We start from the raw sequence: 24,006 nt of genomic DNA, 5'->3' as shown, positions 1-24,006 counted from the left end.
GGTGGTCCCTCCGTGCGCAGTTCGGTCAGTTGATGCGGCGGTCGTGACCCCGCCAGTACGGCTCGCGCAGCTCGCCCTTGACGACCTTCCCGGTCGCCGTACGCGGCAGCTCCTCGACCAGATCCACCGTGGTCGGACACTTGAACGCCGCCAGGCGGGTACGGGCGAAGGCGACGAGGTCCGCCGCGTCGGGCTCGGCCCCGGCCCGGGGGACCACGACGGCCTTGACCGTCTCGCCCCACCGCTCGTGCGGTACACCGATCACCGCGACCTCGGCGACGTCGGGGTGGGCTGCGAGCTCGTTCTCGACCTCGGCCGGGTACACGTTCTCCCCGCCGCTGATGATCAGGTCTTTCGCCCGGTCGACCAGGAAGATGCGGCCCTCGGCATCGAGACGGCCGAGGTCGCCGGTCCGCAGCCAGCCGTCCTCGGTGATCGACGTGGTCGAGTCCGCCGGCCGGCGCCAGTACCCGACCGTGTTCTGTTCCGAACGGGTCCAGATCTCGCCGATCTCGTCGACGCCGCACGTCGTGCCCTGAGCGTCGACGACCTGCACCTCGACCCACGGGTATGGCCTGCCGGCCGAGCGCAGGAGGTGGGCGTGCGGACCGGACGGGTCGTGGTCCTCCGGTTCGAGCTGGGCGAACGCGCCGGTCGCCTCGGTGAGGCCGTAGATCTGCACGAAGTCGCACCGGAAGGTCTTCATCGCCGCGACGAGGGCCGACGTGCTGATCGGCGCTCCCGAGTAGGTCACCCGCCGCAACCCCAGGCTGCGCGCGTCCGCCCCCGGCTGGGCCACCAGTGCGTTCAGCATCGCGGGAACGAAGAACGCGGTGGTCACCTGCTCGCGCTCCATCGTGTCCAGCACCTCGGCGGGGACGAAGTCGCGGACCACCACGCCGCGAGCGCCCTGCGCCAGGCCGGCGATCGCCCACGCCACACCACCCATGTGGAACAGGGGCATCGAGAGCATGCTGGTCTCGCCGGGGCCCAGTCCCCAGCGCGGCGCGATGTCCTGCGCCAGCACCCGCAGGTTGGTCCGGCCCGCGAACATCGCGCCCTTGGGGCGCCCGGTGGTCCCGCTCGTGTAGAGCTGCAGGGCGATGTCGTCACCCGCGTCGTCCGCCACGACCTGCGGGCCGGGCTCGTCCGCCGCACCCCACCAGTCCTCGATCCCGGGCCAGTGCCCGTGGCCTCCACCGAGGTCGACGACGGTCAGCGGGCGCCGTGCCGCCACCTCCACCTGCTCGACCACCGATCGGAGCTCGTGGTCGACGAGGAGCACGGTCGCCTCGGTGTCGTCGACGATCTCGACGAGCTCGCGGACGGCGAGACGCCAGTTCACCGGTGTCGCGACCGCACCCGCCATGGCGCAGCCGAACAGGTAGGGGAAGAACCAGGCGCTGTTCTTCCCCAGGTACACCACACGCGCCCCGGGGCGGGCCCCGTCCCGGTGGAGGGCGGCGGCCGTCTGCTTCGCCCTCTCATGCAGAAGCGACCATGTGAGCACGCTGTCACCCTCGACGATCGCGACACCGTCCGGGTCGTGACGGCCGCGGTCCTCGATCAGTGCGCGCAAGCTGAACGCCATCGTCTCGGCCTCCGGTCCCTAAAAACTAACGATCTAAAGATTATGCCAGACAGAAGGACGGCGCAAGGCTAGGTTCAGTGCCTGATGAGTGCTGGTCCTGGGTGGAGCCAGCCGTAGAGATCATCGAATGATCGTTAGATTGAGAGGTCGTGATGGTGGCCGAAGACTCCGGGTGGCTGTACATCGATGGGGAGCGGACGGATCCGGGCGCCGGGGTCCGTGAGGTGGTCGAGGCCGCGAACGGCGAGCCACTCGGGGCGGCGCCGATGGCGTCGGCGCAGGACGTGGACCGGGCGGCGCGTGCGGCCCGGCGTGCCTTCACCGACGGCGACTGGGCGCGGTCGGGTCCGGTCGAGCGCGCCTCGGCCATGCGCCGGTTCGCGGCGGCGTTCGCCTCCATGGCCGATTCCGTCGCCGAGCTGGTGAGCAGGCAGAACGGCACCCCGATCGGACTGTCCCGTGCGCTGAACGGTGCGCTGCCGTCCGCGCTCCTGCGGCGCTACGCCGACCGGGTCGAGGCGCTGGACCTGGAGGAGGTGCGGGGAACCACGCTCGTCCGCCGGGAGCCGGTCGGTGTCGTCGGTGCCATCGCACCGTGGAACTACCCCCAGGCGCTGGCGATGTACAAGATCGCGCCGGCACTCGCGGCCGGCTGCACGGTCGTGCTCAAGCCCTCGCCGGAGACCGCGCTCGACGCCGCGATGCTGTCCCTGGCCGCAGAGCAGGCCGGGCTGCCGCCGGGCGTGCTGAACGTGGTGCCCGGGGACCGCGACGCCGGGGCGAGCCTGGTCTCACACCCCGCTGTCGACAAGGTCGCGTTCACCGGGTCGACGGCGGCAGGAAGGCTGATCGGCGCCGAGTGCGGAAGGCTGATCCGGCGCTGCACGCTCGAACTGGGCGGGAAGTCCGCGGCAGTCGTCTGCGAGGACGCCGACCTGGACGTCCTGCGGGCGGGCCTCGGGGCGGCGACGTTCATGAACAGCGGTCAGACGTGCACCACGCAGGCGCGGATCCTCGCCCCCCGGTCGCGCTACGACGACGTCGTCGACACGGTCGTCGACTACTGCCGGTCCCGCACGATCGGTGACCCGCTCGATCCCGCGGTCCGCATCGGCCCCATGGTCTCGGCCCGCCACCGCGACCGGGTCGTGGACCACATCGAGGTCGGGCGGTCCTCCGGTGCCCGCTTGGTGACCGGCGGAGGCGTTCCGGCGGGTCTGGACCGAGGGTGGTTCGTGGAGCCGACCGTGTTCGCGGACGTCGACAACGCCGATCGGCTGGCCCAGGAGGAGGTCTTCGGCCCGGTCGTCGTGGTCATCCCCTACACCGATGACGAGGACGCGATCCGGATCACCGACGCCAGTGCGTACGGTCTGGCGGGCTCGGTGTGGTCGGCAGATCCCGAACGCGCCACGGCGATCGCCCGGCGGATCCGCACCGGCACCGTCGGGATCAACGGCTACACGATCGACCTCGACGCGCCGTTCGGCGGGATGAAGGACAGCGGGCTGGGTCGTGAGCTCGGCCCCGAGGCGCTCGACGCCTACTTCGAGCTCAAGTCGATCTACCGGGGCTGAACCGTGCCCCGCGGCGGACCTCCGCCGCGGGGCACGGGTTCGGACGTGGCGTCAGACGCCGACGTGGCGGTCGACGAAGTCCAGCATGGCGTCGTACGCGATCGGCGCGGTCCGCTCGATCGCGAACCCGTGCCCGGTCCCGGGGAGGACCACGCCCTCGACCTGGGCATCTGGTCCGAAGAACGGGCGCTCGTAGCGTGCGAGAGCCTCCCCCGACGAGCAGTCCGCCGCGAGCGGCGGCCCGCAGAAGAAGGGGTCCTCGGCGCCGTTGATGGCGAGTATCGGGATGTTCACGGGGGCGCTGGAGCGCAGAGGGGTGAGGTTCTGCACCGTGTGGGTGCCCAGTGTGGCCAGCTCCTCGAGCGTGCCGGTGTCCTTGAGCGCGCCCTCGTTGAGCTCGAGCAGGGCCGGATCGGTGTTGGCGGCGTTGACGAACACGTTGTGCTTGCCGGGGGCCGCCACGACGTAGGCGGGATCCGGCGCCCGGTCGGCGAAGGCGGGGTCCGTCACGGCGGGCCGGACGAACGGGAAGTAGGCCAGTCCGGCGTAGGCGTAGTCGATACCGTGCGACCCGCCGGTCGCCACGACCGCGTCGAGGTGGCGGCCCGCCCGGGGGTCACCGGCCACGCCGTAGGCCGTCAACGTGCCGTAACTGTGCCCCACGAGCACGAGGTGCTCGAAGCCGCCCACCTCGCCGCGGGCGACGGCCTCCACGACCTGGCCGACGGTGTCGACGTTGGCGTCGAGAGTGGTCGCCACGCTCGGCGGACGCCATGAGGTCCCGGTGCCGATCCGGTCGATGGCCAGGGTGGCGTAACCGTGCTCGGTGGCCCGGCGGACATAGGAGTACCGCTCGGGCTCGTAGGGGGAGTCCCAGTACGACCGGTTGTAGCTGTGGCCGTGCACCAGGATCTGCAGGGTCCGCGCCTCCGGCGGAGCGCAGAGAGTGCCGTGGATCGAGCCGGACAGGGCCGCCAGACGAACCGGGAACGACACCTCCCGACACTGGGTGGGCGCGGCGGCGGCCGAGCCGGCACCGACGACGGCGGCGGCGAGGGTGGCCGCGACCACCGCGGCCGAGCCCAGGGCGCGTCTGCCGAGCCGTCGACGGAACAGGGAAGGGAGCATCGGTGCGCCTCCTGGAATCTAAAGGTTTGCAGATTCCAACGAGAGTGCTCGTCGTGGGTTACGACGGGCTCGAACCGAGGTGCGGATGCACCCGAGGGCTGGGTTCGTCGTCGCCGAGCGGCCGTGGCGAGCTACCCGGCGTCCTCCGGGCGCCGCCGAACGACAGTGGGTCAGCGCTGAAGTCGTGTCCCTGTGCCGCTACCGCCCGGATCGGCCGGCCTGGCCCTTGGTTCGTCGGTCATTTCGCGGATGACAACGCCTCGTCCAAGTCGGTCCACAGGTCCTCGAGGTCCTCGATCCCGACCGAGAGTCGTAGCAACTGCTCGCTGATTCCGGCCTTCTCGCGTTCGCCCGGATCCATGATGTGGTGGCTCAACGAGCCGGGGTGCTGGATCAGGCTGTCCACGCTGCCGAGGCTGACCGCCGGGGTGAACACCCGCACGGCGGCGATGACGTCGGCCGGTTCTCCGGTGATCTCGATGGAGACGATCGCACCGCCCCCGTTCATGTGGTGAGCCGGACGCGGTTCGGACAGGCCGGGGTAGTGGACGCGCGTCACCGCGGGGTGTCGGGACAGGCGGTCGGCCAGCTCGGCGGCGTTCTGCGAGGCCGCGCGGATCCGCATGGGCAGCGTGGACAGCCCGCGTAGTAGGAGGTAACCGGCCAGTGGGTGCAGTATCGCGCCGGTCGCGAATCGGAGCTGCCGTAGCGGTCGGGCGCGCTCCTCGGCGCAGGCGATGACACCACCCATCACGTCGCCGTGTCCACCGAGGTACTTGGTGGCGCTGTGCAGTACGTAGGCCGCGCCCAGCTCGAGGGGCCGCTGCAGCACCGGGGTGGCGAAGGTGTTGTCCACCAGGACCGGTACGTCGGCGACCGACGCCACGAGCGCCGGGATGTCGATCTCGTTGAGGGTGGGGTTCCCGGGCGACTCGACAACCACGAGCCCGGTCCGGTCGGTGACCGCTTCGGCGACGTCGTCGGCCGTCGTCCAGGTGATGGACGTGCCCAGCACGCTGGAATCGAGCAGATGGTCGCTCGTGCCGTAGAGCGGCCGGACCGCGACGACGTGAGGCCGGCCTGCGGCGACCGCAGCCAGCAGGCACGCGGACAGGGCAGCCATGCCGCTGGCGAACGCGACCCCGGCTTCCGCGCCTTCCAGATCCGCCAGGGCGTGCTCGAACCGGGCCACCGTGGGGTTACCGACGCGAGCGTAGACGGGTAACCCGCCGTCGTCGGCACCCGCTCCCAGCACGTCGAGCCGTGCTGCTTCGGCCCGCGAATCCCGACACGGATATGTCGTCGACAGGTCGATCGGGACGGCGTGCACGCCGAGGTCGACCAGGTCGTGACGTCCGGAGTGCACCGCGCGGGTGGTGAGGGAGTGCCGCGTCATGGGGCACATGCTCGCCGGAGATCCGGCCGGAGAGCCTGGAAACCGCATAGGATTCGGTCCATGGCGAAATCGGTCACTCTGGATTCGGTCGATCGGAAGATCGTTCAGCACTTGCAGAACGATGCACGGATCTCGAACAAGGCCCTGGCCACTCTCGTCGGCGTCGCCGCGTCGACGTGCCTGGAGCGGACGAACCGGCTCCTACGGCTCGGCGTCGTGACCGGCTTCCACGCCCGCGTCGCCCCGAAGACCGTCGGGCGTGGAGTTCAGGCGTTCCTCGCGGTGCAGTTCCTCTCGCACGCCCGACCCCTGGTCGACCCGTTCGTCGAATGGGCCCGCGCGTTACCGGAGACGATCGATCTGTTCTTCGTGACCGGCGGTGACGACTTTCTCGTACACATTGCTTGCGTTGACACCGACGACCTGCAACGACTCGTGCTGGACTTCACCGCCCGACGCGAGGTCGGCCGCCTCGAGACGCACCTGATCTTCGCTACCTGGCCGGGTGGTCCTGTCCAGCCGGCCTGACCACGACGTGATCGACCGGACCTCACCGCCCCCGAAGCTGGAGCGGATCCGGAGCACGGCGTCTAGCTGGCCTCACATGGGTGAGGGCCGCGATGGCCGTCCGGCTCGTCGACGCGCACGCCCGTCACCGGGGGTCGCACGCCACCTCGGGTGGACGCCACTACTGCACGAACGCTCTGCCGCCAGGAGCGGTTCGGCGTCGTCGACACTGTGCTGATCCTGACCATCTGGCTGCCGAAACGTGGTCTGGGTAGCAGCGTGAGCTCGATCTACGGTCAGCGCGGAGCTCGGTGCGGATCCGTCTGTCTCGCATGGCCGGGTGCGACATCTGCGCTCCGCCCCGGCCCAACGATTCGAGGACGGACTGCTCGTGAACGTGCGCATGGTCGTCGTGGGGGTGCTCCGGGCTCTCACCGTGTTGGCGGTGGCACCGGCTGCGGTCGGCGACGACGTCGTGGTCAGCCCCGACCTGACCGTGAAGCCGTTCTGCGAGCGCACGGCGCAGGTGGGAGCGGCGTACGCCGAGTAGCGCGGAGCGGGTCACCTGGAACCGGTGTCGGATGGTGGGGATGTCCGCGGCCTCATCACCGCTCGGTTCCGTCACCAGCTCGCCGGCGACGAGGCTGCAGCTCGGGAGTTCGTCGGCGACGACTGCGGAGCATGCGCCGACGACCGACTCGACCACCGGCACCACAGCTGACCGTGCGAGCCACCTGCCGTGAGACCACGAGTCGGCGACGCACCTGCGGTGGCTGCGGCGTGTGTGTGCGCGGCCCTGGTCGGGGCCGCATGCAGCGCCTCCGTCTGCGCAGATTTCACCCCCGACGTTCTGTGGGCCGGGTCGGCGGCTCTGGCGGCGAGCATCCTGTTCGTCTGCCTGATGAGGTTCCAACGTTCTCGAGCTGCTGTGCACGACCTGGACGATCTGGTAGTCCGTCACGGCTACCATTTCGCCTGCTTGGTCGATCCGCTCGGGAAGATCGTCGCTGTGGCACCGTCCCGGCACACGGCGCAGGTCGTACACCGAGCGTGGCGTGAATTCGCACTCACGGACGAAGTATGGCGTATCGAGCAGGCACTCGACGTGGCTCGCGCCGGACTGCGGGGTGGAACCTACTCGGGATGGATCATGACGATCGGTGGCTCATTCCGTTGGGTGGACGTCCAGGTGTGGCTCGACCGGAGATGGTCGACCAACGGGCCGGTCGTTGTCGTCGTCGGCAAAGACGTCACGGATGAACGGCTTCGAGGAATCGAGCGGATCGAACAGCTCAATCGCGAGCTCGACCTCGCAGCGACGACGGATCTACTGACCGGCCTGCTCAATCGCAGGGGGCTGGCTCGAGCAGAGTCGACGGAATGGGCCGCGGCCGCTGCGTCGGGCGATGTCCTTTCCATGTTCGTTATCGACGTCGACCATTTCAAGATCTATAACGATCTTTTCGGGCATGCCGACGGAGATCAGGTGCTCGTCGCCATCGCCCAGGCGATTCGCGAGACCCTGCCCGGTGGGACGAGTATTCTCGCGCGTTACGGTGGGGAGGAGTTCGTGGTGCTTCTCCCGGCCACCGGGACAGACCGAGCGCGGGCCATAGCCGAAGAGCTCGTGACGACTGTCCGGCAACTCAGCATCGGGCATCCAGGCCATGCCGACGTGCGGGTCACCGTGAGCGTAGGAGTCGCCACGGTCTTCCCTGGGCTCGACACCTCCGACAGAACCCGGCTCTTCCGGGCTGCCGACCTGGCCCTGTACAGGGCGAAGCGCGGCGGACGTGACCGCGTCAGCGTCGGATCCGTGACGACCTCGCGCGAACGATATGAGCCGGAAGAGATGTAGTGGACTCTCCAGATGCGGCAACGCCGACCGGGCGAGTAGCGATGACAGTGCGTCCACGGTCAACAACAATGCGTGGTTTGTTATCGTGGAGAACGAAGCGCGGCGCTCGACTGGTCATACTCAACGGGATCCCCGGTTCGCGAGTAAGTGCGGACGGAGCTCCGTCGGTAAGCATCCGTAGCGGCTCCGTTGTGCCGATCCTCGCAGAGGGTGATGTCATTGATGAACAGTTCGGGCGCGATGGTGAATCTAGCCTCGGCGCCCCTCGGCTCGAGGCTGATCGAGACCGACGACGTCGAGTCCATGGTCGACGAGCTCGGAACCATGATGGCAGAGGCCTCGGTGAAAGCGTCGCGAGTCAAGGAGGTCGGCGGCGTTGTCGACGGCCTTGAGGCGGACGGCTTGTCGATGATGCGCATAACGTACGGCGACGCGCGGATCCGCCTCGATGCGATCCACGATCCAGCGGTCGACGACTACCTCGCGATCTCGTTGCCCGTCGTCGGGGGCATGAGTGTCGACTACAAAGGGGCGTCGTTCCGTTCGGCCGTCGACAGCTCGGCTTTCATCAAGTCTCCCGGCGGGCAGCTGACGCTCGAGCTCGAGCCTGGGGTGACGTACGTGATGATCATGCTTGCCATGAGTGACGTCCGACGCTTCGCGGCACGCACCGTGGCGCCCGAGGACGAGACCTACGGTCTCGACTTCCACTCGGAACTGAGTTCGTCTGTCGTGGTCGACACGCTCGTCAACCAGGCAGAGTTCCTCCGGAACCTGGCGAACGCCCCGCACGATCTGGGCAACCGAGGTCTCAGTGCAATGCAGGCCGTCCTGTTACGGGAGCAGATCATGACCACGCTGCTACTCGGCCACGATCATTCCCTGAGGGGCCAGATGGAGCGTCGAGAACGACGTCAAGGCAAACGATCGGCGATCCTCGACGCCGCTTCGCTGATGTCGGCACGCGCCGGGCAAGCCATCGGGGTCGAGTTCATCGCTCGCGAGGTAGGCCTGTCGATGCGCGGACTCCATGCAGGTTTTCGTCGCGAGTTCGATCAGTCCCCCAAGCAGTTCCTCACGCGTCTGCGGATGGAACGAGCCCGCGCCGACCTCGAGGTCGGTGTCGAGGCCGGCGACGCACAACTGCGGATCGCCGATGTAGCCAGGCGGTGGGGCTACCCCCAGGCCAACAGATTCGCCGCGGTCTACCGCGAGCACTTCGGCGAGCTTCCTTCCGCGACGATCGCGCGTTCCCACTCGGTGAACGCCCGTCGAGCGGTATTCACCAGGGTGGTGTGCGACCGGCCTGGTGACGGGCGCGTCGAGACGTCGTAGGCGGCCCGGATCATCGCCGTCCCGACACCACGCGTCAGGCGTCACACACCACGCCGGCGGGCTTGACCGTTCGCCGCGGAGGCGCTCGTGCTCGAGGTCCGCGAAGCGGACGGGTGGTGGCACGAGCGTGCGAGGCTCGACGTGATCCCGCGCCATCGCAGGCTCACGTTGATCGCCCGCCGGTGTGGACGCCCCTTGTCCGGCCGGCCCTACCGATTTCGCGTAGCTGCGTGCCGAAAGTGTGTCTGTCGCGGCCGCTCGATGTCGACATACCGTCCGAGGCGCGAGGCCGCGAGGTCCGCGTCGAACCCCGAACCGGTCAGGACGGGCGCTCCCCTTCCCCGTCCGCCGGCATCCCGAGAACGGACGGCTTGTGAAACTGCGCATTCTCGTCGCTGGCCTGCTCTGTGCGCTCACCGTGGTTGCACTGGCACCGGCTGCCAGCGGCGTCGAGTCCCCGACATCCGACGACGCAGCGCAGGACCTGATCAGCACCTTGGCCGAACCGGGCCCCAACGACGTGCTGACGGAGTCGGGAGCGCAGCACACCATCTACCGCCCGGCCGATCTCGGCGCACCCGGGACACGTCACCCGGTCATCGTCTGGGGAAACGGCACGGGCGCCGTGCCACTCGCGTACGACGGCCTGCTCCGGCATCTCGCGTCCTACGGATTCATCGTGTCGGCCGCGAACACCACCCAGGCCAACGACGGTGCCGCGATGCTCGCCGGGGCACGTGAGCTCGTCGCCGCCGACGGTGACCCGGCCAGCCCGTACGCGGACCGAGTCGACACCAACGCCATCGGTGCCGCCGGCCATTCGCAAGGCGGCGCCGGAGCGATGAACGCCGGAGCCGATCGGATCGTCCGGACCACGGTCGCTGTACAACCGGGCCCTGCCGCCGTTCCGGAGCGGCTACGAGGCCCGGTGTTGTATCTCGCAGGCGACAACGACGTGGTCGTCAGCCCGGCTCTGATCGTGAAGCCGTTCTACCAGCGCACACGCCAGGTCGAAGCGGCTTACGCCGGGCTACGCGGCGCGGGCCATCTCGAGCCGGTCCCGGACGGGGGCGGTTTCCGCGGTCTGATCACCGCGTGGTTCCTCTCCCAGCTCGACGGCGACCGGGCGGCGGCCGGAGTGTTCGACGGCGACGGATGCGCTGCCTGCGTCGACACCCGGCTCGACTACCGACACCACACCTGATCGTGGAGAGAAGCGTGCCGACCGAGAACACATGGTTCGACGCCGACGTCCGGCCTGGACCGGACGGCCACGGCGTCGCCTACGCCGACGGTGTCGACGGGCGCGGTCTCGACGGAGTCCTGCTGCCGGGTAGTGCCTTGGCCGTCGAGCTCGGCTGCCTCTGCTCGGTACTCGGCAACGCTGCCTACCGGGACGGTGCCGTCAGCGCGCCGTTGCACGATCCTCGTTGCACGCTCCATCCCTAGAACCCGAGGTCAGAAGCACGGGCCGAGCGCAATCCGCCGTGCTGCCGGCCGTGCCCGGCCTCAACCTGACGCCGCCCCATCGGTGTCGGGTCGGGCCACCAGAAGTGCAAGGACCCGACCGAGCAGGTCGGCGGGCACCGCCTGCGGATCGATGGCCGACTCGACACCCAGACCGTTGCTCAACGCGAACAGCATCACCGCCATCTGCTCGGGCGGGAGGGCCGGCGTGATGCCGGTGCGGGTGCTGAACTGTTCGACACCTCGGGCAACGGCTTCCCGGGCGGTGGCCCGGGTGCGACGGAGCGCTTCGCGTCGCTCGGGGTCACGGTGGGACAGCGCGAAGTACTCCGCGAGGATGCGGTGCGCTGCGGCGTCGACGTGCATGGCCTCGACCAGGGTCGAGGCCACGTCGGCGAGCACGCTCTGTGTATCGGGTACGTCGCCGATTCGGTCGATGACCCGGTTCAGCCGCACAAAGGCGTGCTCCTCGATCAGGGCGAGGACCAGATCGTCCTTACCGGTGAAGCTCGAGTAGACCGCACCCTTGGTCAACCCGGCCTCGGCCGCGACGTCGTCGAGGGACGACCCGGCGATGCCGCGCTGCCCGAACACGGTGAACGCGGCGTCGAGGACCCGTCGCCGGGTCTGGGCCCGTGTCGGACGAGTGCGTCCCGATGTCCCGCCGTTTCGCGGAGGCACCGTGCTCTCCTCCTCACCTGGTCCCTCTGGTTCACCGACGTCGCTACCGGTGCTCGACGGTATCGCCTCACCCGGATGAGTACCGGAGCCGAAGGCTTCACAGACCGTAGCGATACGGCACACCGCTCGAGTTGCGACCCCGAGCGCCACCGAGCCCAAGTTCAATACCGCACGGTATTGTGTTGTCGTGGCCCATGACCCGTCGTGGACAGGAGGGGACCGGCCCGTTCGGTCCGGGTGTGGCCGCGGTCGTCATGGGAGGAGAGCTGTTCGATGGATCGACGCGACGTGACGATTCTCCACGAGATCCTGGTGGCGGATCGGCTTGCGCGGGCGACGGATCCGCACGAGGAGATCGTGATTCGGTGGCGGCGGTTGTGCGACCGACGTCGGCACGAGGGCGTTCGCCGTCCAGACCCGGAATGCTCTCGCCGGGAGCGCCCCGGCGGGGAACACCCGAACGATGCCGGTGGTGGTGTTGCATGAACGAGAATCCGCAGTCGATGCCGGCCCTCGGCCCACAGACCCCCGCTGCACGGTGGTCCGGCCGGCGCGCGGACGACGGCTCGGCGCTCGGGGAGTGCGCCGAACCGGATTCCGTCGCGCGGGGCGGGCGTGAGCACGGCGTCGGCGGCGTCACTCACGACGACGCCGTCGGCGTGCCGCTCTTCGAGAAGGCGACATCGCCCGCCCCGGTTCCGGACGACACGTCGTCGACCGATCGAACTCGACCGGTCGAGCGGCAGGAACCGGTACCGGGCAGCGCTGCAGCGGTCCAGCTCGGCTGTCGGTGCTCGGTACTGGGCAATGCGGCGTACCGGGTCGGTGCCGCCGACCTGCCACTCGTGGATCCGGACTGTCCGGTGCACCCCGCGGCAGGAGGCGGCGTCGGCGACCGCGGGCCGTCGTAGACGCAGTCGCGCCCTGCCTCCCGGGGCAGCCATGAGCAGGCGCGACTGTTCGGACAGCCACGGTTGGGGAGCCGTCGAGCTGTCCTGCGGGCTGGGTGGGCCGTAGGAGGACACCGCCCAGCCCGCACCATGAGGTTCACCGGTAGCCCGGAGTGTTTGAGTGGCATCCCGGCTCCGACGGCGGTCTCAGTCGGCGACGGAGAGCAGCGCGATGGTGCGGAGTGACGAGACGGTGTGGGTGAGCAGTCCCTTGACGACGAGCCTGTGCGCCAGGATCTGTCCGAGGACCTTCATGCCGCGTCCGGTGAGGAAACCGACCGGCAGCAGGCCGCCCGCCTTCATGGTGAGCTGGGAGACGTCCAGGATCTGGTCGACCGTGGCGTGCACCGCGACCGACGGCTTCCCGTGCACCCCGTTGCGGAGCACGACCCCGTCGGTGCCGAACTCGAGCGTCGCTTCGGTACCGGTGTCCGTGCTGATCACCGCAACCGGCCGGGACATCCGGCGGGCGACGTCCACGAGCTCCGGCTTCTTCGCGAAGTTCTGGGAGAGCAGCATGCTGAGGATGGTGGCGACGCCGTTGGCCTCGTCGCCGTCGTGGCACGTGACGCCGTACGTCTGCGTGTCGTTGGCCATGTCGGGATCCGATCTGGGTGTGGCGGGTGCCGAGGGTGCGGAGAACGGTTCGCGGCCCCGTACCAGGACGAGGCCGCGAACCGTGGTCGTGCGGGGAGCTACGCGACCGGTCGGGGCCGGCGCGGGAGTTCGTCGTGGTCAGACGTCCCAGTCGGTGTCGATCTCGCCGAACGTGCGGAGGAACGCGTTGAAGGCTGCGGCGTTCTGGATCGCCAGCTGGACGTCGCCCTCGACCAGCTTGAGCTGGCCGCCCATCAGTAGCGTGCCCGCCTCGGCCTTGCCCTCGGCCGCCTCGCGGTAGTGCTCGACCTTCGCCCGGAGGCCGAAGTCGACCGCGTCGTGCAGCGGGCTGGTGGACCACTCGGTGAGCTTGGCGCCCTTGAAGGTGAAGTACGTCGTGACGTCCTTCTCCAGCAGGCCGAGGTACATCGGGTGGTCGAAGGTCTCGGGGGCCTTGAACCCCTGATGGACGGCATCGTTGGCGTTGATCGCCTCCATCGCCGCGGCGCACCACTCGTCGGACAGGAACGTCAGTGCCATGTGGGTCTCCTCGGGAACGTCGTTGTGCTGAGGCAGCCGGCGTCGACGCCCTGCGTCCGGCCGTCCGGCTTCATCGCATTCTCGGGACACGGAGAGGGAGAACCGCTGTCCGGAACGGCTCAATCCGGCCGGCGTCGTCCTCACTCGGTTCGGTTGACGACGGTTCGGACCGCCGAGTTGTCCGATGTCGCCTACCCGGTGACGGTGCCGCCGGGTCGCCGGACATCGTGAAGGCGTCGAACTCGACGGCGTGCCCGTCCGACTCCGTCGTCGGTGAGGTGCCTGTGCCGGGCGTCGACATCACGTCAGTGGCCGTGGACGTGAGAGGCGTCTCCGGAGGACGTCGTCGCATTCGGACGAACGTGGACGTCCGATTGGTCTGACGATGTGGGCCCCCGAGGCACGTCCTCCTGCCAGTCTCCGTCTGTCCGAGAACCTCGGACACGTACTGATCGGGTCCCGTCGCCGTGACACCGACGCTGGCAGGCCCTGACAGCCACACGCTCGACCGGTAGCGCCGTCGAGCGGCGCGAGGACGTACGGCCGGGACTTCCACAGCCCGTCCGAGGAGATCACGACCCCCGACGTGTCTCCGCGTCCCCGCGACCGGAGCCCGGGCTCCGGTCGTGTGACTCGTGACCGCAAGTCCGTCTGTTGGGAGTGTCAGTGATGTCTGCACGTGCGGTCAGCCTGCGGCGAACGTCGTCACCGCCGGTCGGAAACGATCGGGGTGCCGCGAGCGGTCGCGACGGCCTTCCGTCGGTTCTCCGGGCCGGCTCCTCCGGCTTCACGGTGTTCGTCCTCGGGATGCTGTCCGGCTCGCTCGTCGGAGCGCTCGTTCCGCCTCTCGCTGCCGCATGGCCATGGTTCGTCGCGCTGCTCGCGTTCGCCGTTGCCGGCTGCCGTGCCCGGCCGACCGGACCTGCCCACGTGGGCGGCGCAGGCGCCGCACTGGTGACGGTGCTCCTCGGCCTGCCGCTGATCCTCCTGTTCCCGATCGGCCCGCTGGGCGGATCGGACGTCGCAGGACTGCTCGTGTCGGCCGTGCTCGTCGGTGCCGTCTCCGGCGTCGCGGCGCGGAATCGTCGAGGACGGGTGTGACTCATGACGACAACGGCTGAAGGACCCCCTACGACGTCGGTGGGCCGCAAGCGCGGGACCGCCGGCAAGTACGTCGACGGCGTGACGAGACCGCTGGTCACCGCCGGCGAGATCATCGCCTACACGGGCCACGTGCTCTGGAGCGCGATCAGCAGGCCGGTCGGCTACTGGGCCGACACGCGAGACCAGATGTACGACACCCTCCGGCTCTGCTGGATCCCGGTCGTCGTGTCCTGTGTGGCGTTCGGGTTCGGTGCCCCCGGCCTCCAGGGCGGCAACATCTACCTGCTGTTCGGCATCCCGGACAGGCTCGGGTCGTTCTTCCTCATGGCATCCGTCCGCGAGTTCGCCCCGTGGATCAACGCGATGATCGTGGCCGGCGTGATGGGAACGGCCATGACGGCCGACCTCGGTGCGCGCCGGATCCGCGAGGAGATCGACGCGATGGAGGTCCTCGGCGTCGACCCGATCCGCACGTTGATCATCCCGCGGGTCATCGCCGTGACGATCATGACCGCGATGCTCGACATCCTCGCGCTGCTCTGCGGCGTGATCGGCGGCTTCATCGCGTCGGTGTACCTCGGCGCGAACCCCGCCGCCTACGTCAGCAACTTCTTCGCGAACGCGACCACACCGGACATCTGGGGAAGTGTCGTCAAGTCCCTGTTCTTCGGCCTGATCATCGGAATCGTCTGCAGCTTCATGGGCTTGCGCGCCAAGGGCGGACCGGCCGGCGTGGGCAAGGCGGTGAACGTGTCCGTCGTGACGGCGTTCGCCTGCATCTGGGTCTTCAACTACGTCTACACGGCTCTGCTCCTCGGGTTGAACCCCGAGATGCAGGTCTTCAAGTGAGGAGGCGGAGCACATGAGCGTCGACGCACCCGAGAAGCCGACCGACGATCCCGACAGCCGTGACTCCGTCGAGGTCTCCCCGCGGATGGCGGTCGGAAAGTTCCGGGAGGCCGTCTCGACCTTCGGGCTGATCGCGAAGTTCTCCAGCAGGACGATCCGGAACTTCCCCGACATGCGGCACTACGTCGGTGAGGTCTTCCACCAGGCCGGCGTCCTGATCCTCTCCAGCGGTCTGATCGTCTGGTTCATGCAGTTCATGGTCGGCACGATGTGTGCGACCGAGGCCAGCTACACCCTGAAGCAGGTCGGTGCGCCGCTCTACTCGGCGATCTTCACCGACTACTGCGGTCTCCGCGAGATGTCGCCGTACATGTGGGCGTACATCTTCGCGGCGAAGGTCGGTTGCGGGCTCGTCGCGGAGATCGGCTCGATGCGCATCGCGGACGAGATCGACGCGATGGAGGTCATGGGCGTCAAGTCCCTCAGCTACCTCGTCGGGACCCGGATCCTCGCGTCCTGGATCGCGATGCCGTTCCTGTTCATCGTCGGTCTCGGAATGAGCTACATCGCCATGTACCTCGTCGTGGTGCTGCAGCTGGGAGAGGTCTCCTCCGGTGGATACCTCTACATCTTCTGGCTCTACCAGAATCCGCTGGACATCATCTATGCCACGGTGAAGGTGATCGCGATGGGTACATGCGTGATCTTCGTCGGTTGCTACTACGGGTACAACGCTTCCGGTGGGCCCGTCGGAGTGGGTCAGGCGACCGCGAAATCGATGATGGTCAACATGGTTCTGGTGCATATCATCAGCACGCTCGGAACTCAGTTGTTCTGGGGACTCTCCCCGAACGCCCCCATTGCCAACTGACGTTCTCGAGCCTCTCCGAGGAGCTCCCCGATAATGCATGACAGCGACGACATGGACATGACGCGTCCGATTCCCATTCCGGCAGGCGTCGGTGCCGGCCCGGCAGCACCGCGGGCGGCGGCGCCCGCCGGTTCCCACGGCGGCGGCACGGACGCGGGTCGACCGCATTCGATGCAGGTCCGAAACGTCTACAAGTCCTTCGGCGACAGCCACATCCTCCAGGGGATGAACCTGGACTTCGCCGACAACGCGATCACGACGATCCTCGGGCCCTCCGGCACGGGCAAGAGCGTTCTGATCAAGCATCTGGTCGGTCTGCTCGCGCCGGACGCCGGCGACGTCCTCATCTTCGGCCAGGACATCTGGAAGATCAGCGAAGCCGAACGGTACGAGCTTCGGAAGCGGTTCGGGGTTCTTTTCCAGGACGGCGCGCTCTTCGGCTCGATGAACATCTTCGACAACACCGCCTTTCCGTTGAGGAAGCACAGCAACCTGCCGGAGAAGGAGGTGAAGGAGATCGTCATGGAGCGGCTTCAGGAAGTCGGACTCGAAAAGGCCGTCAAGAAGCGGCCGAACGAGGTGTCCGGCGGTATGCGCAAGCGCGCGGGTTTCGCCCGCGCACTGGTGTTGAATCCCGACATCGTCATGTTCGACGAGCCGGACTCCGGTCTCGACCCCGTCCGTACGAGTCTGCTGAACGACCTCATCCTGCAGATGCACGCGGAGCACAAGGGGACCTACATGCTGGTCACCCACGACATCCGGACCGCCCGGAAGGTCAGCGACTACGTCGGCCTGATCTGGAAGGGCCAGGTCGTCCACTACGGGGAGGCCAGGGCGGCCTTCGCCTCGCAGGACCCGTTCGTCCGCCAGTTCCTCAGCGGCGAGTCCGCCGGACCGCTGGGCATGGACTGATGACGATGAAGAACAGGTTCCTCGGGCTGTGGGCGGTCCCGATCGTCTGCTTCGCGGTGCTCGCGACCGGTGGCTGGGCACTGATCGACAACGTGCCGTACCGGGTCAGCGTCGTGCTCCCCACGGCGCCGAACGTGATCGAAGGCGGCAAGGTCCTGGTCGACGGCTTCGAGGCCGGCCAGGTGGACGAGGTCCGGGTCGAGGACGGCAAGGCCGTCCTGGACATGAACCTGGACAACGACTTCGCGCCGCTCCGCGACGGTGCGGAGGTGTCGGTCGCGTGGCGGGCGGTCCTGGGTGAGCGGCAGGTCGTCGTCAAGGACGGCCCGGCGGACGCACCGGAGATCCCGGACGGCGGTCGAATCTCGGGGGCCATGCCGGAACCCGTCGAGGTCGACCGGGTGCTGTCGGCGCTGGACCCGGAGACCCGGACCCGGCTCGCCGGAACACTCAAGGGGCTCGACCGGACGTTGACCGGCAGCGAGCAGGACATCAACGCGACGATCCGCTCAGCCGGTCCGGCGCTGGGCGCCCTCGGCGACGTCCTCCGTGGACTCGGCAACGACGGGCCGGCGATCAAGCAGCTGATCGGCCACACGTCGACCGTCGTGGACACCCTGGTCAAGCGCGACGCCGACGTCCGTTCGATCGTGACCGACCTGAGCGCAGGCGCTGCGGCGACGGCCGAGCAGAGGCAGCAGCTCGACGCCGCGCTGCAGAAGCTCCCCGGCACGCTGAACACGGCGCGCACCACGCTCGACCAGGTCCCGGACACCGTGGACAGGACCCTTCCGCTGCTGACCAAGCTCCAGCCGGTGGCCGCGAAGCTCCCCGAGTTCTCGCGCAACCTGAGCCCGGTACTGCAGGAGCTGCGGCCCGCGGTCGGCGAGCTGAGGCCGACGCTCGACTCGGCGTCGACGTTGCTGAACCACACCCCGGCGCTTCTCGACAGTGCGCACGCCACCGTCCCCGGAGTCGACTCGCTCGTCCGTGACGTGACGCCGGCGCTGACCTACCTGCGCCCGTACACCCCGGAGCTCCTCGGCTGGATGTCGAACTGGGGCTCCGCCACCGCCAACTACGACGCGAACGGCCACTACATGCGCTCGACCATCAACGAGGGCGCGAGCTCGCTCACCGTGAACCCGGGCGTCCTGCCGCCCGGGATCGAGAAGGACCCGCACCCGGTGCCCGGCGCCCTGGAGGGGCAGCCGTGGACCGACGCGTACGGAGGTGGAGCGCGATGACACCGTCCCGACGCAGTGTGACCCTGGCCGCGCGGGTACTCGCGCTGGTCGCCGCGGCCGGTGTGTTCGCGACCGCGGCGGCGACGCCCCGCGCCATCGGGGACGACGAGCCCCGGCTGGTGACGGCCATGTTCGCCGATGCCAGCCCGATCCTCGAGGGCAACGACGTCCTGATGGACGGCGTGCCGGTCGGCAAGGTCCGGTCGATGACGGTCGTCGGCAACCAGTCGGCCGTGACCGTCGCACTCGAACCGGAAGCCATGCCGGTACACCGCGACGCCCGGATGACGATCAAGCCGGTCAGCCTCCTCGGCGAGCGGTTCATCGAGTACGACCGCGGCAGCCCGCAGGCACCGTTGCTCGGGCCGGACGAGCCCCTTCCCGTCGAGCAGACCGGCCGTCCGTCCGATCTGGACCAGCTGCTGAACGCGATCAACGATCCGACCGGCCGTGCGCTCGCGGGCCTCGTCACCACCCTCGGTGACGGGATGCGCGACAACGGGAAGAACGCCGACGAGGCGGTGAAGGCGCTGGCCCCGGCGATGACCGACACCGAGAACCTCGTCCGGGTCCTGAACGACCAGAGCGCGACCCTGCAGCAGCTCGTCGACAACACCGAACCCGTCGCGGGCGCGCTGGCCGCGGACGACGGCAAGCGGCTCGACGGGCTCGTCGACTCCGCGAACCAGCTGCTCGGGACGACGGCCGACCGTCAGAAGGCGCTGAACGAGACGCTCGTCCGCGCACCGGACACGCTGGCGCAGACCCGCGGCGCCCTGGAGGATCTCGCCGGGGTCACCCGCAGCGCGACGCCGACCCTCCGGTCGATGCGGCCGACCACGGACAACCTGGTCGCGATCAGCGCGGAGCTCCAGACGTTCGCCGACTCGGCGGACCCGGCGCTCGCCAGCTCGCAGCCGGTTCTCGACCGGGCCCGTGAGCTGCTCGCCGAGGCGCGGCCGGTCGTGTCCGACCTGAAGCCCGCCGGGCCGGACCTGCGAGGCACCGCCGCAGGTCTCGACCCGCTGGCCAACGAGTTCACCGACCGGCTCCCCGGCTTCTGGAACTTCATCCAGGGCTGGGCGCTGACCACCAACGGTTACGACGGCCTGTCGCACTACTTCCGCGCCATGGTGACGGTCAACACCGACGAGATCACCCACGCCGTCCCACCGGCGGCACCGCTGCTCGACGGCAACCAGCCGCCGGACGCCGCGACCCCCGGACCGGCCCCGCTCCCGCAGATCCCCGGCGTGTCGCCGGAGGGCGCCCCGCTCCCGGGGCTCCTCGAGCCCGGTCCGTCCGCCGACGGCGGCGCCACCGGTCTCGACGAGAAGCAGGAGTCCGGCGCTCTCGACTACCTGCTGGGAGGCAACTGATGGGCGGTCCGAAGTCGACGAAGGGCCGCTCGCTGCTGATCGGCACCGTTGCGCTGGCCTGTTTCGCCGTAGCTGTCTACGTGGGTGTGAACGCCCACAAGGGACTGCCCGGCGCGCAGCTGACGACGTTCTCCGCGGCGTTCGAGGAGACCGGTGGCCTCCGTGCCGGTGACGACGCCCGCATCGCCCGCGTACGCGCCGGCCGGGTCGACAACGTCGAGATCAAGGACGGCACGGCCGTCGCGACGATCGCGCTCGACGGCGACCGGCCGATCTACCGGAACGCGACGGCGTCGGTCGACAGCCGCTCCGGCCTCGGTCAGAAGATCGTCAACATCGACCCCGGTACCCCGGACGCCGGCGAGCTCCCCGAGGGCTCCGTCCTTCCCCAGGAGCAGACCACCGGCTCGGAGAACCTGTCGGAGCTGCTCGCGGTGTTCGACGACCCGACCCGCGCCGCGTTGACCAGCACGGTCACGCAGACCGGTCAGGGCGTCGGCGGCCACGGCCGGGACGTCCAGGACGTCGTGCGGAACGCGCCGCAGATCCTGCCGGATCTCGGCACGGTTTCCCGCGCGCTGACCGACAAGGACGGTCAGGACCTGACCCGGCTGTTGCAGGCCGCGAACTCGCTGTCCGGCCGCTTCGCCGGTCGCCAGGACCAGATCGCCGCACTGACCGGTGACCTCGGTACGACCCTGCGATCGGTGTCCACCGACAACTCGGTCCCGCTGAGGGACACGTTGGACAAGGCGCCGGACACCCTGGCCGCAGCCCGCGAGGCCATGGCGGCGTTGCAGCCACCGCTGTCCGACGTGGACAGTGCGACCGCGAAGCTCCAACCAGGAGCGCGCGGACTCGGCGACGCCACACCGGATCTGCGAGGTGTGCTCCGCGAGGCGGTCCCGCCGCTGGACGGGGTGCCGAACGTGTCCGACCAGGCCCAGCCCGCGCTCGGTGAGCTGACCCGGACGATGACCGACGCGCGGCCGTTCGCGCCGCGTGCCGCGAACGCCCTCGCCGACGCCAACCCGGTACTGACGACGCTCTCGCCGTACGCACCCGAGGTCATGCTGTTCTTCGAGAACTTCGCCGACGCCATGTCCAACGGACAGGCGGGCAAGGGCGATCCGAACAACCGGCATCTACGCGTGACGCTGATGCTGCACACCCAGTCGGTCGACGGCCAGCTGGGGATCCGCGACCCGTTCGTCGCACGCAACCCCTATCCGGCTCCCGGCGCCGCGGGACAGGACAGCACGGGCTCGCTGCCCCTGCCCAGCGTCGGAGGCAACCGATGAGCGTCGACGCTCAGGACCGACCCGCTCCGGCGGCGGACAAGCCCAGGCGTTCCGGGCTGAAGCGCTGGTCGAGGTCCCCGTTCACGATCGGTGTCGTCGCGATCCTGGTGACCGCACTCGTCGGCTACGTCATGTTCCAGAAGGACATGTTGCTGACGAACCTCCTGCCGGGTGACGAGGTGAAGATCAACTTCGCGCAGGACTACCGGCTCCGCGAGTACGTCACGCCGGTGAAGGTCGGCGGCGTGAAGGTCGGCAAGGTGTCCGACGTCGAACGCCTCGACAACGGCACCGCGATGGTGACGGTCAAGCTGGACGGCGGGACGGCCGAGAAGATCGGTTCCGAGCCTGGTGCGGCCATCCGGCCGACGATCCTGCTGGGCGGCAACTACTACCTCGAGCTGATCCCCGGCGGGCAACACGACGACCGGGAGTTCTCGGACGTCATCCCGCCCGAGCGCACATCGGTCCCGGTCGAGCTGGACCAGGTCGCCTCGGTGCTCCAGCCGGATGCGATCACCGGCGCGCGCAGCGCCTCGCGTCAGCTCGACGCCACGCTGGCCGGCGACGGACGCAGCGCGATCCAGGACATCGCCCGAACCGCGCCCGCCGCGCTGACGCCGAGTGCCGAGGTCCTGCGGGGAGTGTCCGGAACCCGGCCGGACGATCTCACCAAGGTCGTCGCCGGACTGGACTCGACCTCTCGGACGTTGTCCGCCAAGGACGGCGAGCTCGACAGCATCGTCGCCAACCTGGCGTCGACCAGCCGCGTGGTCGGCGCCCGTAGCCAGGACACGTCCGACCTGCTCGCCGATCTGCCCGAGACCCTGGACACGGCGGACGCCGGCCTGCGCCGGCTGGACACCACGTTGGGCAAGCTGCGTGACGCCGCAGGCCCGACGGAGCCGATCGTCGAGAACCTCGACCCGCTGATCGACCACGCGACACCCGTTCTCGCCAGGGCTCTTCCGGTCGTCCGCGATCTGCGCGGTGTTCTGGCCGACACCCGTCCGATCGTCGACGACCTGGTCCCGGCCAGTCAGACCGGGACCGCCGTGCTCGACGACCTCAAGGGCCCGGTCCTGGACCGGCTGAACGGGCCGGTGCGCGACACCGTGATGGGCCCGTACACCGGCCAGGGCACCTACGCCGGGACCGGCGACGGCGAGACCCCGTTCTACGAGGAACTGGGCTACATGGTCACGAACGTCGACCGCGCGTCGAAGCTGACCGACGCGAACGGCGCCAACGTGGGCTTCCAGCCCGGGTTCGGAGCCGGCTCCGTCGAGGGCGTGCCGATCAACATCGAATCGCTCTGGAAGAACCTCGCCAAGCTCGAGAACCCGGACGGCCCGGGAACCGGGGGTAACTGATGAGTCCTCGTGGCAACGTCATCCGGCGCACCTACGAGCAGGCGCGCAACGAACCCGGACTGATCCGGAACATCCTGGTGGTGGCCGGGCTGCTCGGACTCGCGGTCGTGGTCGGCGGCTACATCTTCAGCCAGGCCCGTGCGAACTGGCCGTGGGAGCAGGAGTTCCGCTTCACCGCGACATTCGACTCGGCTCCGGCGGTCAGCCCCGGCAACGGCCAGGAGGTCCGGATCGCCGGCGTGAAGGTCGGGGAGATCCGCGAGGCCGACGTGAACGAGCGCGGCCAGGCCGAGCTGGCGATCACGATCGACCCGCAGTACAAGGTGTACGAGGACGCGCGTCTGGTCCTGCGGCCGAAGAGCCCCCTGAACGAGATGTACATCGAGTTCTCGCCGGGCACGCCTGCCGCTCGTGAGCTGCAGGACGGCGACACGCTGCCGTCCGCGGCATCGGTCGCGCCGGTCCAGGTCGACGAGGTGTTCGGTCATCTCGACGCGAACACCCAGGACGCCCTGACCACGCTCCTCGCCCAGTCGGACGCGTCGATGGCGAGCTTCCCGGACGCGCTGCCGCCCGGGGTACGTGCGACCGACGCCATGCTGACGCGCATGCAGCCCCTCGCCGAGGCGCTGCAGAACCGCCGGGACCTGATCGCGCGGCTCATGACCTCGCTCGGGACGATCTCGGACACCGTCGGGAAGAACGACAAGCGGCTGGCCGACCTGGCGACGTCGATGCAGAAGACGTTGCAGACCACCGGCGACAACAGCCAGGCGGTCGACGCGGTCCTGCGCGAGCTCCCGCAGGTCACCGATCGCCTGCGTGAGGCGACCGGCGGAGTGCAAGGTCTGTCCGACCAGCTCGACCCGACCCTGGACAACCTGCGCGAGGCCGGCGACACCCTTCCCGGTGCGCTGGACCGGCTGACCACCACTGTGGACACTGCGGGTGAGGTCGTGGACAAGGCCGCTCCGGTCCTCGACGAGGCCAAGCCGGTCGTGGCCGACCTGCGGCCCCTCGTGAGCGACCTGAACGGCTCGCTCCCGAACGTCAAGTCCGCCTCCGGCCGGCTCGACGAGCTGACCGGGAACTCCCTTCCCTACCTCGACGACCTGCAGGCCTTCGTGTTCAACACGAACTCGGCGTACAGCCTCAAGGACGCCAACGGCGGGATCTTGCGGGGGATGCAGCAGTACTCGCCCGAGTCGGTGACGGGCCTGCTGGGCCTGACCAGGAGCCACCCCCAGCTGTTCCAGGACCCGTCCGGCGCAGGCGTCCCTCCGGGCGCCGACCCGCGGCCCGTCGTGCCCGACCTGCCCATCGGCTCCTCGAACTAGGCG

At 69.1% G+C, this 24,006-nt stretch carries 22 protein-coding genes; 16 read left to right on the top strand and 6 right to left on the bottom strand.

The window, feature by feature from the left end; genetic code table 11:
- Nucleotides 1-25 precede the first annotated feature (25 nt).
- A complete protein-coding gene (locus EV378_RS10615; RefSeq protein WP_132423338.1) occupies nucleotides 26-1,591 on the bottom strand; it encodes a long-chain-fatty-acid--CoA ligase in 1,566 nt (521 codons plus the stop codon).
- Nucleotides 1,592-1,743: 152 nt separating this feature from the next.
- On the opposite strand from EV378_RS10615, the gene EV378_RS10610 reads away from it, so the two are divergent.
- Nucleotides 1,744-3,168: an aldehyde dehydrogenase gene (locus EV378_RS10610; RefSeq protein WP_132427707.1), complete on the top strand. Its 1,425-nt coding sequence runs from the start codon at nucleotides 1,744-1,746 to the stop codon at nucleotides 3,166-3,168.
- 51 nt (nucleotides 3,169-3,219) lie between these two features.
- On the opposite strand, the gene EV378_RS10605 is transcribed toward EV378_RS10610, so the two are convergent.
- Together EV378_RS10605 and EV378_RS10600 are read right to left on the bottom strand one after the other, a co-directional pair.
- Complete coding sequence (locus EV378_RS10605) at nucleotides 3,220-4,296, bottom strand: alpha/beta hydrolase (protein WP_132423335.1); 1,077 nt, start codon at nucleotides 4,294-4,296, stop codon at nucleotides 3,220-3,222.
- A 238-nt stretch (nucleotides 4,297-4,534) separates the two neighbouring features.
- Complete coding sequence (locus tag EV378_RS10600; protein ID WP_132427705.1) at nucleotides 4,535-5,692, bottom strand: trans-sulfuration enzyme family protein; 1,158 nt, start codon at nucleotides 5,690-5,692, stop codon at nucleotides 4,535-4,537.
- 60 nt (nucleotides 5,693-5,752) lie between these two features.
- Here EV378_RS10600 and EV378_RS10595 point away from each other — a divergent pair, with 60 nt between their 5' ends.
- From EV378_RS10595 to EV378_RS10570, 6 genes are all read left to right on the top strand, one after another.
- Entirely contained in the window at nucleotides 5,753-6,220 is a 468-nt protein-coding gene (locus EV378_RS10595) for an Lrp/AsnC family transcriptional regulator (protein ID WP_132423332.1), read from the top strand.
- A 319-nt stretch (nucleotides 6,221-6,539) separates the two neighbouring features.
- Nucleotides 6,540-6,749: a hypothetical protein gene (locus tag EV378_RS10590; RefSeq protein ID WP_132423329.1), complete on the top strand. Its 210-nt coding sequence runs from the start codon at nucleotides 6,540-6,542 to the stop codon at nucleotides 6,747-6,749.
- Between the two features lie 378 nt (nucleotides 6,750-7,127).
- Nucleotides 7,128-8,057: a GGDEF domain-containing protein gene (locus EV378_RS10585; RefSeq protein ID WP_165922234.1), complete on the top strand. Its 930-nt coding sequence runs from the start codon at nucleotides 7,128-7,130 to the stop codon at nucleotides 8,055-8,057.
- A 222-nt stretch (nucleotides 8,058-8,279) separates the two neighbouring features.
- Nucleotides 8,280-9,392 (top strand): AraC family transcriptional regulator, encoded by a 1,113-nt coding sequence (locus tag EV378_RS10580; RefSeq protein ID WP_165922233.1) that lies wholly within the window; start codon nucleotides 8,280-8,282, stop codon nucleotides 9,390-9,392.
- Between the two features lie 373 nt (nucleotides 9,393-9,765).
- On the top strand, nucleotides 9,766-10,596 hold the full coding sequence (locus EV378_RS10575) for a poly(ethylene terephthalate) hydrolase family protein (protein WP_165922232.1): 831 nt from the start codon (nucleotides 9,766-9,768) through the stop codon (nucleotides 10,594-10,596).
- A gap of 14 nt (nucleotides 10,597-10,610) precedes the next feature.
- The gene (locus EV378_RS10570) at nucleotides 10,611-10,841 is read left to right on the top strand and encodes a hypothetical protein (protein ID WP_132423317.1); all 231 of its coding nucleotides are present in this window, start codon (nucleotides 10,611-10,613) and stop codon (nucleotides 10,839-10,841) included.
- Nucleotides 10,842-10,901: 60 nt separating this feature from the next.
- Here the strand turns inward: EV378_RS10570 and EV378_RS10565 are convergent, their stop codons facing one another.
- The 3 genes from EV378_RS10565 to EV378_RS10555 form a co-directional block, all read right to left on the bottom strand.
- Nucleotides 10,902-11,540 (bottom strand): TetR/AcrR family transcriptional regulator, encoded by a 639-nt coding sequence (locus tag EV378_RS10565; RefSeq protein WP_279389645.1) that lies wholly within the window; start codon nucleotides 11,538-11,540, stop codon nucleotides 10,902-10,904.
- Between the two features lie 1,097 nt (nucleotides 11,541-12,637).
- Nucleotides 12,638-13,087 carry a hypothetical protein gene (locus EV378_RS10560; protein WP_132423311.1) on the bottom strand — a complete coding sequence of 150 codons (450 nt, stop codon included), beginning with the start codon at nucleotides 13,085-13,087 and terminating at the stop codon, nucleotides 12,638-12,640.
- A gap of 138 nt (nucleotides 13,088-13,225) precedes the next feature.
- Nucleotides 13,226-13,627 carry an SCP2 sterol-binding domain-containing protein gene (locus tag EV378_RS10555; RefSeq protein ID WP_132423308.1) on the bottom strand — a complete coding sequence of 134 codons (402 nt, stop codon included), beginning with the start codon at nucleotides 13,625-13,627 and terminating at the stop codon, nucleotides 13,226-13,228.
- Between the two features lie 792 nt (nucleotides 13,628-14,419).
- Here EV378_RS10555 and EV378_RS10550 point away from each other — a divergent pair.
- From EV378_RS10550 to EV378_RS10510, 9 genes are read left to right on the top strand one after another with little or no spacing between them, the layout of a single operon-like run.
- Nucleotides 14,420-14,728, top strand: a complete 309-nt coding sequence (locus tag EV378_RS10550; protein ID WP_132423305.1) for a hypothetical protein — start codon at nucleotides 14,420-14,422, stop codon at nucleotides 14,726-14,728.
- Between the two features lie 3 nt (nucleotides 14,729-14,731).
- Nucleotides 14,732-15,580, top strand: coding sequence for an MlaE family ABC transporter permease (locus EV378_RS10545; protein ID WP_132423302.1), 849 nt, complete (start codon nucleotides 14,732-14,734; stop codon nucleotides 15,578-15,580).
- Between the two features lie 13 nt (nucleotides 15,581-15,593).
- Nucleotides 15,594-16,451 carry an ABC transporter permease gene (locus EV378_RS10540; protein ID WP_207908630.1) on the top strand — a complete coding sequence of 286 codons (858 nt, stop codon included), beginning with the start codon at nucleotides 15,594-15,596 and terminating at the stop codon, nucleotides 16,449-16,451.
- A gap of 33 nt (nucleotides 16,452-16,484) precedes the next feature.
- Nucleotides 16,485-17,366 carry an ABC transporter ATP-binding protein gene (locus EV378_RS10535; RefSeq protein WP_243653377.1) on the top strand — a complete coding sequence of 294 codons (882 nt, stop codon included), beginning with the start codon at nucleotides 16,485-16,487 and terminating at the stop codon, nucleotides 17,364-17,366.
- Between the two features lie 5 nt (nucleotides 17,367-17,371).
- Nucleotides 17,372-18,613: an MlaD family protein gene (locus tag EV378_RS10530; protein ID WP_132423299.1), complete on the top strand. Its 1,242-nt coding sequence runs from the start codon at nucleotides 17,372-17,374 to the stop codon at nucleotides 18,611-18,613.
- Entirely contained in the window at nucleotides 18,610-19,992 is a 1,383-nt protein-coding gene (locus tag EV378_RS10525) for an MlaD family protein (RefSeq protein ID WP_132423296.1), read from the top strand. Before EV378_RS10530 ends, EV378_RS10525 begins: the two co-directional genes overlap by 4 nt.
- Nucleotides 19,992-21,293, top strand: a complete 1,302-nt coding sequence (locus tag EV378_RS10520; RefSeq protein ID WP_132423293.1) for an MlaD family protein — start codon at nucleotides 19,992-19,994, stop codon at nucleotides 21,291-21,293. Before EV378_RS10525 ends, EV378_RS10520 begins: the two co-directional genes overlap by 1 nt.
- Complete coding sequence (locus EV378_RS10515; RefSeq protein WP_132423290.1) at nucleotides 21,290-22,666, top strand: MlaD family protein; 1,377 nt, start codon at nucleotides 21,290-21,292, stop codon at nucleotides 22,664-22,666. Before EV378_RS10520 ends, EV378_RS10515 begins: the two co-directional genes overlap by 4 nt.
- The gene (locus EV378_RS10510) at nucleotides 22,666-24,003 is read left to right on the top strand and encodes an MlaD family protein (protein ID WP_132423287.1); all 1,338 of its coding nucleotides are present in this window, start codon (nucleotides 22,666-22,668) and stop codon (nucleotides 24,001-24,003) included. Before EV378_RS10515 ends, EV378_RS10510 begins: the two co-directional genes overlap by 1 nt.
- The last annotated feature ends 3 nt before the right edge of the window (nucleotides 24,004-24,006 follow it).

Origin of the sequence: Pseudonocardia endophytica (assembly GCF_004339565.1) — a bacterium.
Classification (GTDB): domain Bacteria; phylum Actinomycetota; class Actinomycetes; order Mycobacteriales; family Pseudonocardiaceae; genus Pseudonocardia; species Pseudonocardia endophytica.
Note: the sequence above shows the minus strand (reverse complement) of the source record. Positions and strands in the feature narration are given on the sequence as shown.

Excerpts from the sequence above, each read along its gene's own strand:
- EV378_RS10615 (WP_132423338.1), bottom strand. The coding sequence starts at position 1,591 with ATGGCGTTCAGCTTGCGCGCACTGATCGAGGACCGCGGCCGTCACGAC.
- EV378_RS10610 (WP_132427707.1), top strand. The coding sequence starts at position 1,744 with ATGGTGGCCGAAGACTCCGGGTGGCTGTACATCGATGGGGAGCGGACG.
- EV378_RS10605 (WP_132423335.1), bottom strand. The coding sequence starts at position 4,296 with ATGCTCCCTTCCCTGTTCCGTCGACGGCTCGGCAGACGCGCCCTGGGC.
- EV378_RS10600 (WP_132427705.1), bottom strand. The coding sequence starts at position 5,692 with ATGACGCGGCACTCCCTCACCACCCGCGCGGTGCACTCCGGACGTCAC.
- EV378_RS10595 (WP_132423332.1), top strand. The coding sequence starts at position 5,753 with ATGGCGAAATCGGTCACTCTGGATTCGGTCGATCGGAAGATCGTTCAG.
- EV378_RS10580 (WP_165922233.1), top strand. The coding sequence starts at position 8,280 with ATGAACAGTTCGGGCGCGATGGTGAATCTAGCCTCGGCGCCCCTCGGC.
- EV378_RS10560 (WP_132423311.1), bottom strand. The coding sequence starts at position 13,087 with ATGGCCAACGACACGCAGACGTACGGCGTCACGTGCCACGACGGCGAC.
- EV378_RS10555 (WP_132423308.1), bottom strand. The coding sequence starts at position 13,627 with ATGGCACTGACGTTCCTGTCCGACGAGTGGTGCGCCGCGGCGATGGAG.
- EV378_RS10545 (WP_132423302.1), top strand. The coding sequence starts at position 14,732 with ATGACGACAACGGCTGAAGGACCCCCTACGACGTCGGTGGGCCGCAAG.
- EV378_RS10540 (WP_207908630.1), top strand. The coding sequence starts at position 15,594 with ATGAGCGTCGACGCACCCGAGAAGCCGACCGACGATCCCGACAGCCGT.
- EV378_RS10535 (WP_243653377.1), top strand. The coding sequence starts at position 16,485 with ATGCATGACAGCGACGACATGGACATGACGCGTCCGATTCCCATTCCG.
- EV378_RS10530 (WP_132423299.1), top strand. The coding sequence starts at position 17,372 with ATGAAGAACAGGTTCCTCGGGCTGTGGGCGGTCCCGATCGTCTGCTTC.
- EV378_RS10525 (WP_132423296.1), top strand. The coding sequence starts at position 18,610 with ATGACACCGTCCCGACGCAGTGTGACCCTGGCCGCGCGGGTACTCGCG.
- EV378_RS10520 (WP_132423293.1), top strand. The coding sequence starts at position 19,992 with ATGGGCGGTCCGAAGTCGACGAAGGGCCGCTCGCTGCTGATCGGCACC.
- EV378_RS10515 (WP_132423290.1), top strand. The coding sequence starts at position 21,290 with ATGAGCGTCGACGCTCAGGACCGACCCGCTCCGGCGGCGGACAAGCCC.
- EV378_RS10510 (WP_132423287.1), top strand. The coding sequence starts at position 22,666 with ATGAGTCCTCGTGGCAACGTCATCCGGCGCACCTACGAGCAGGCGCGC.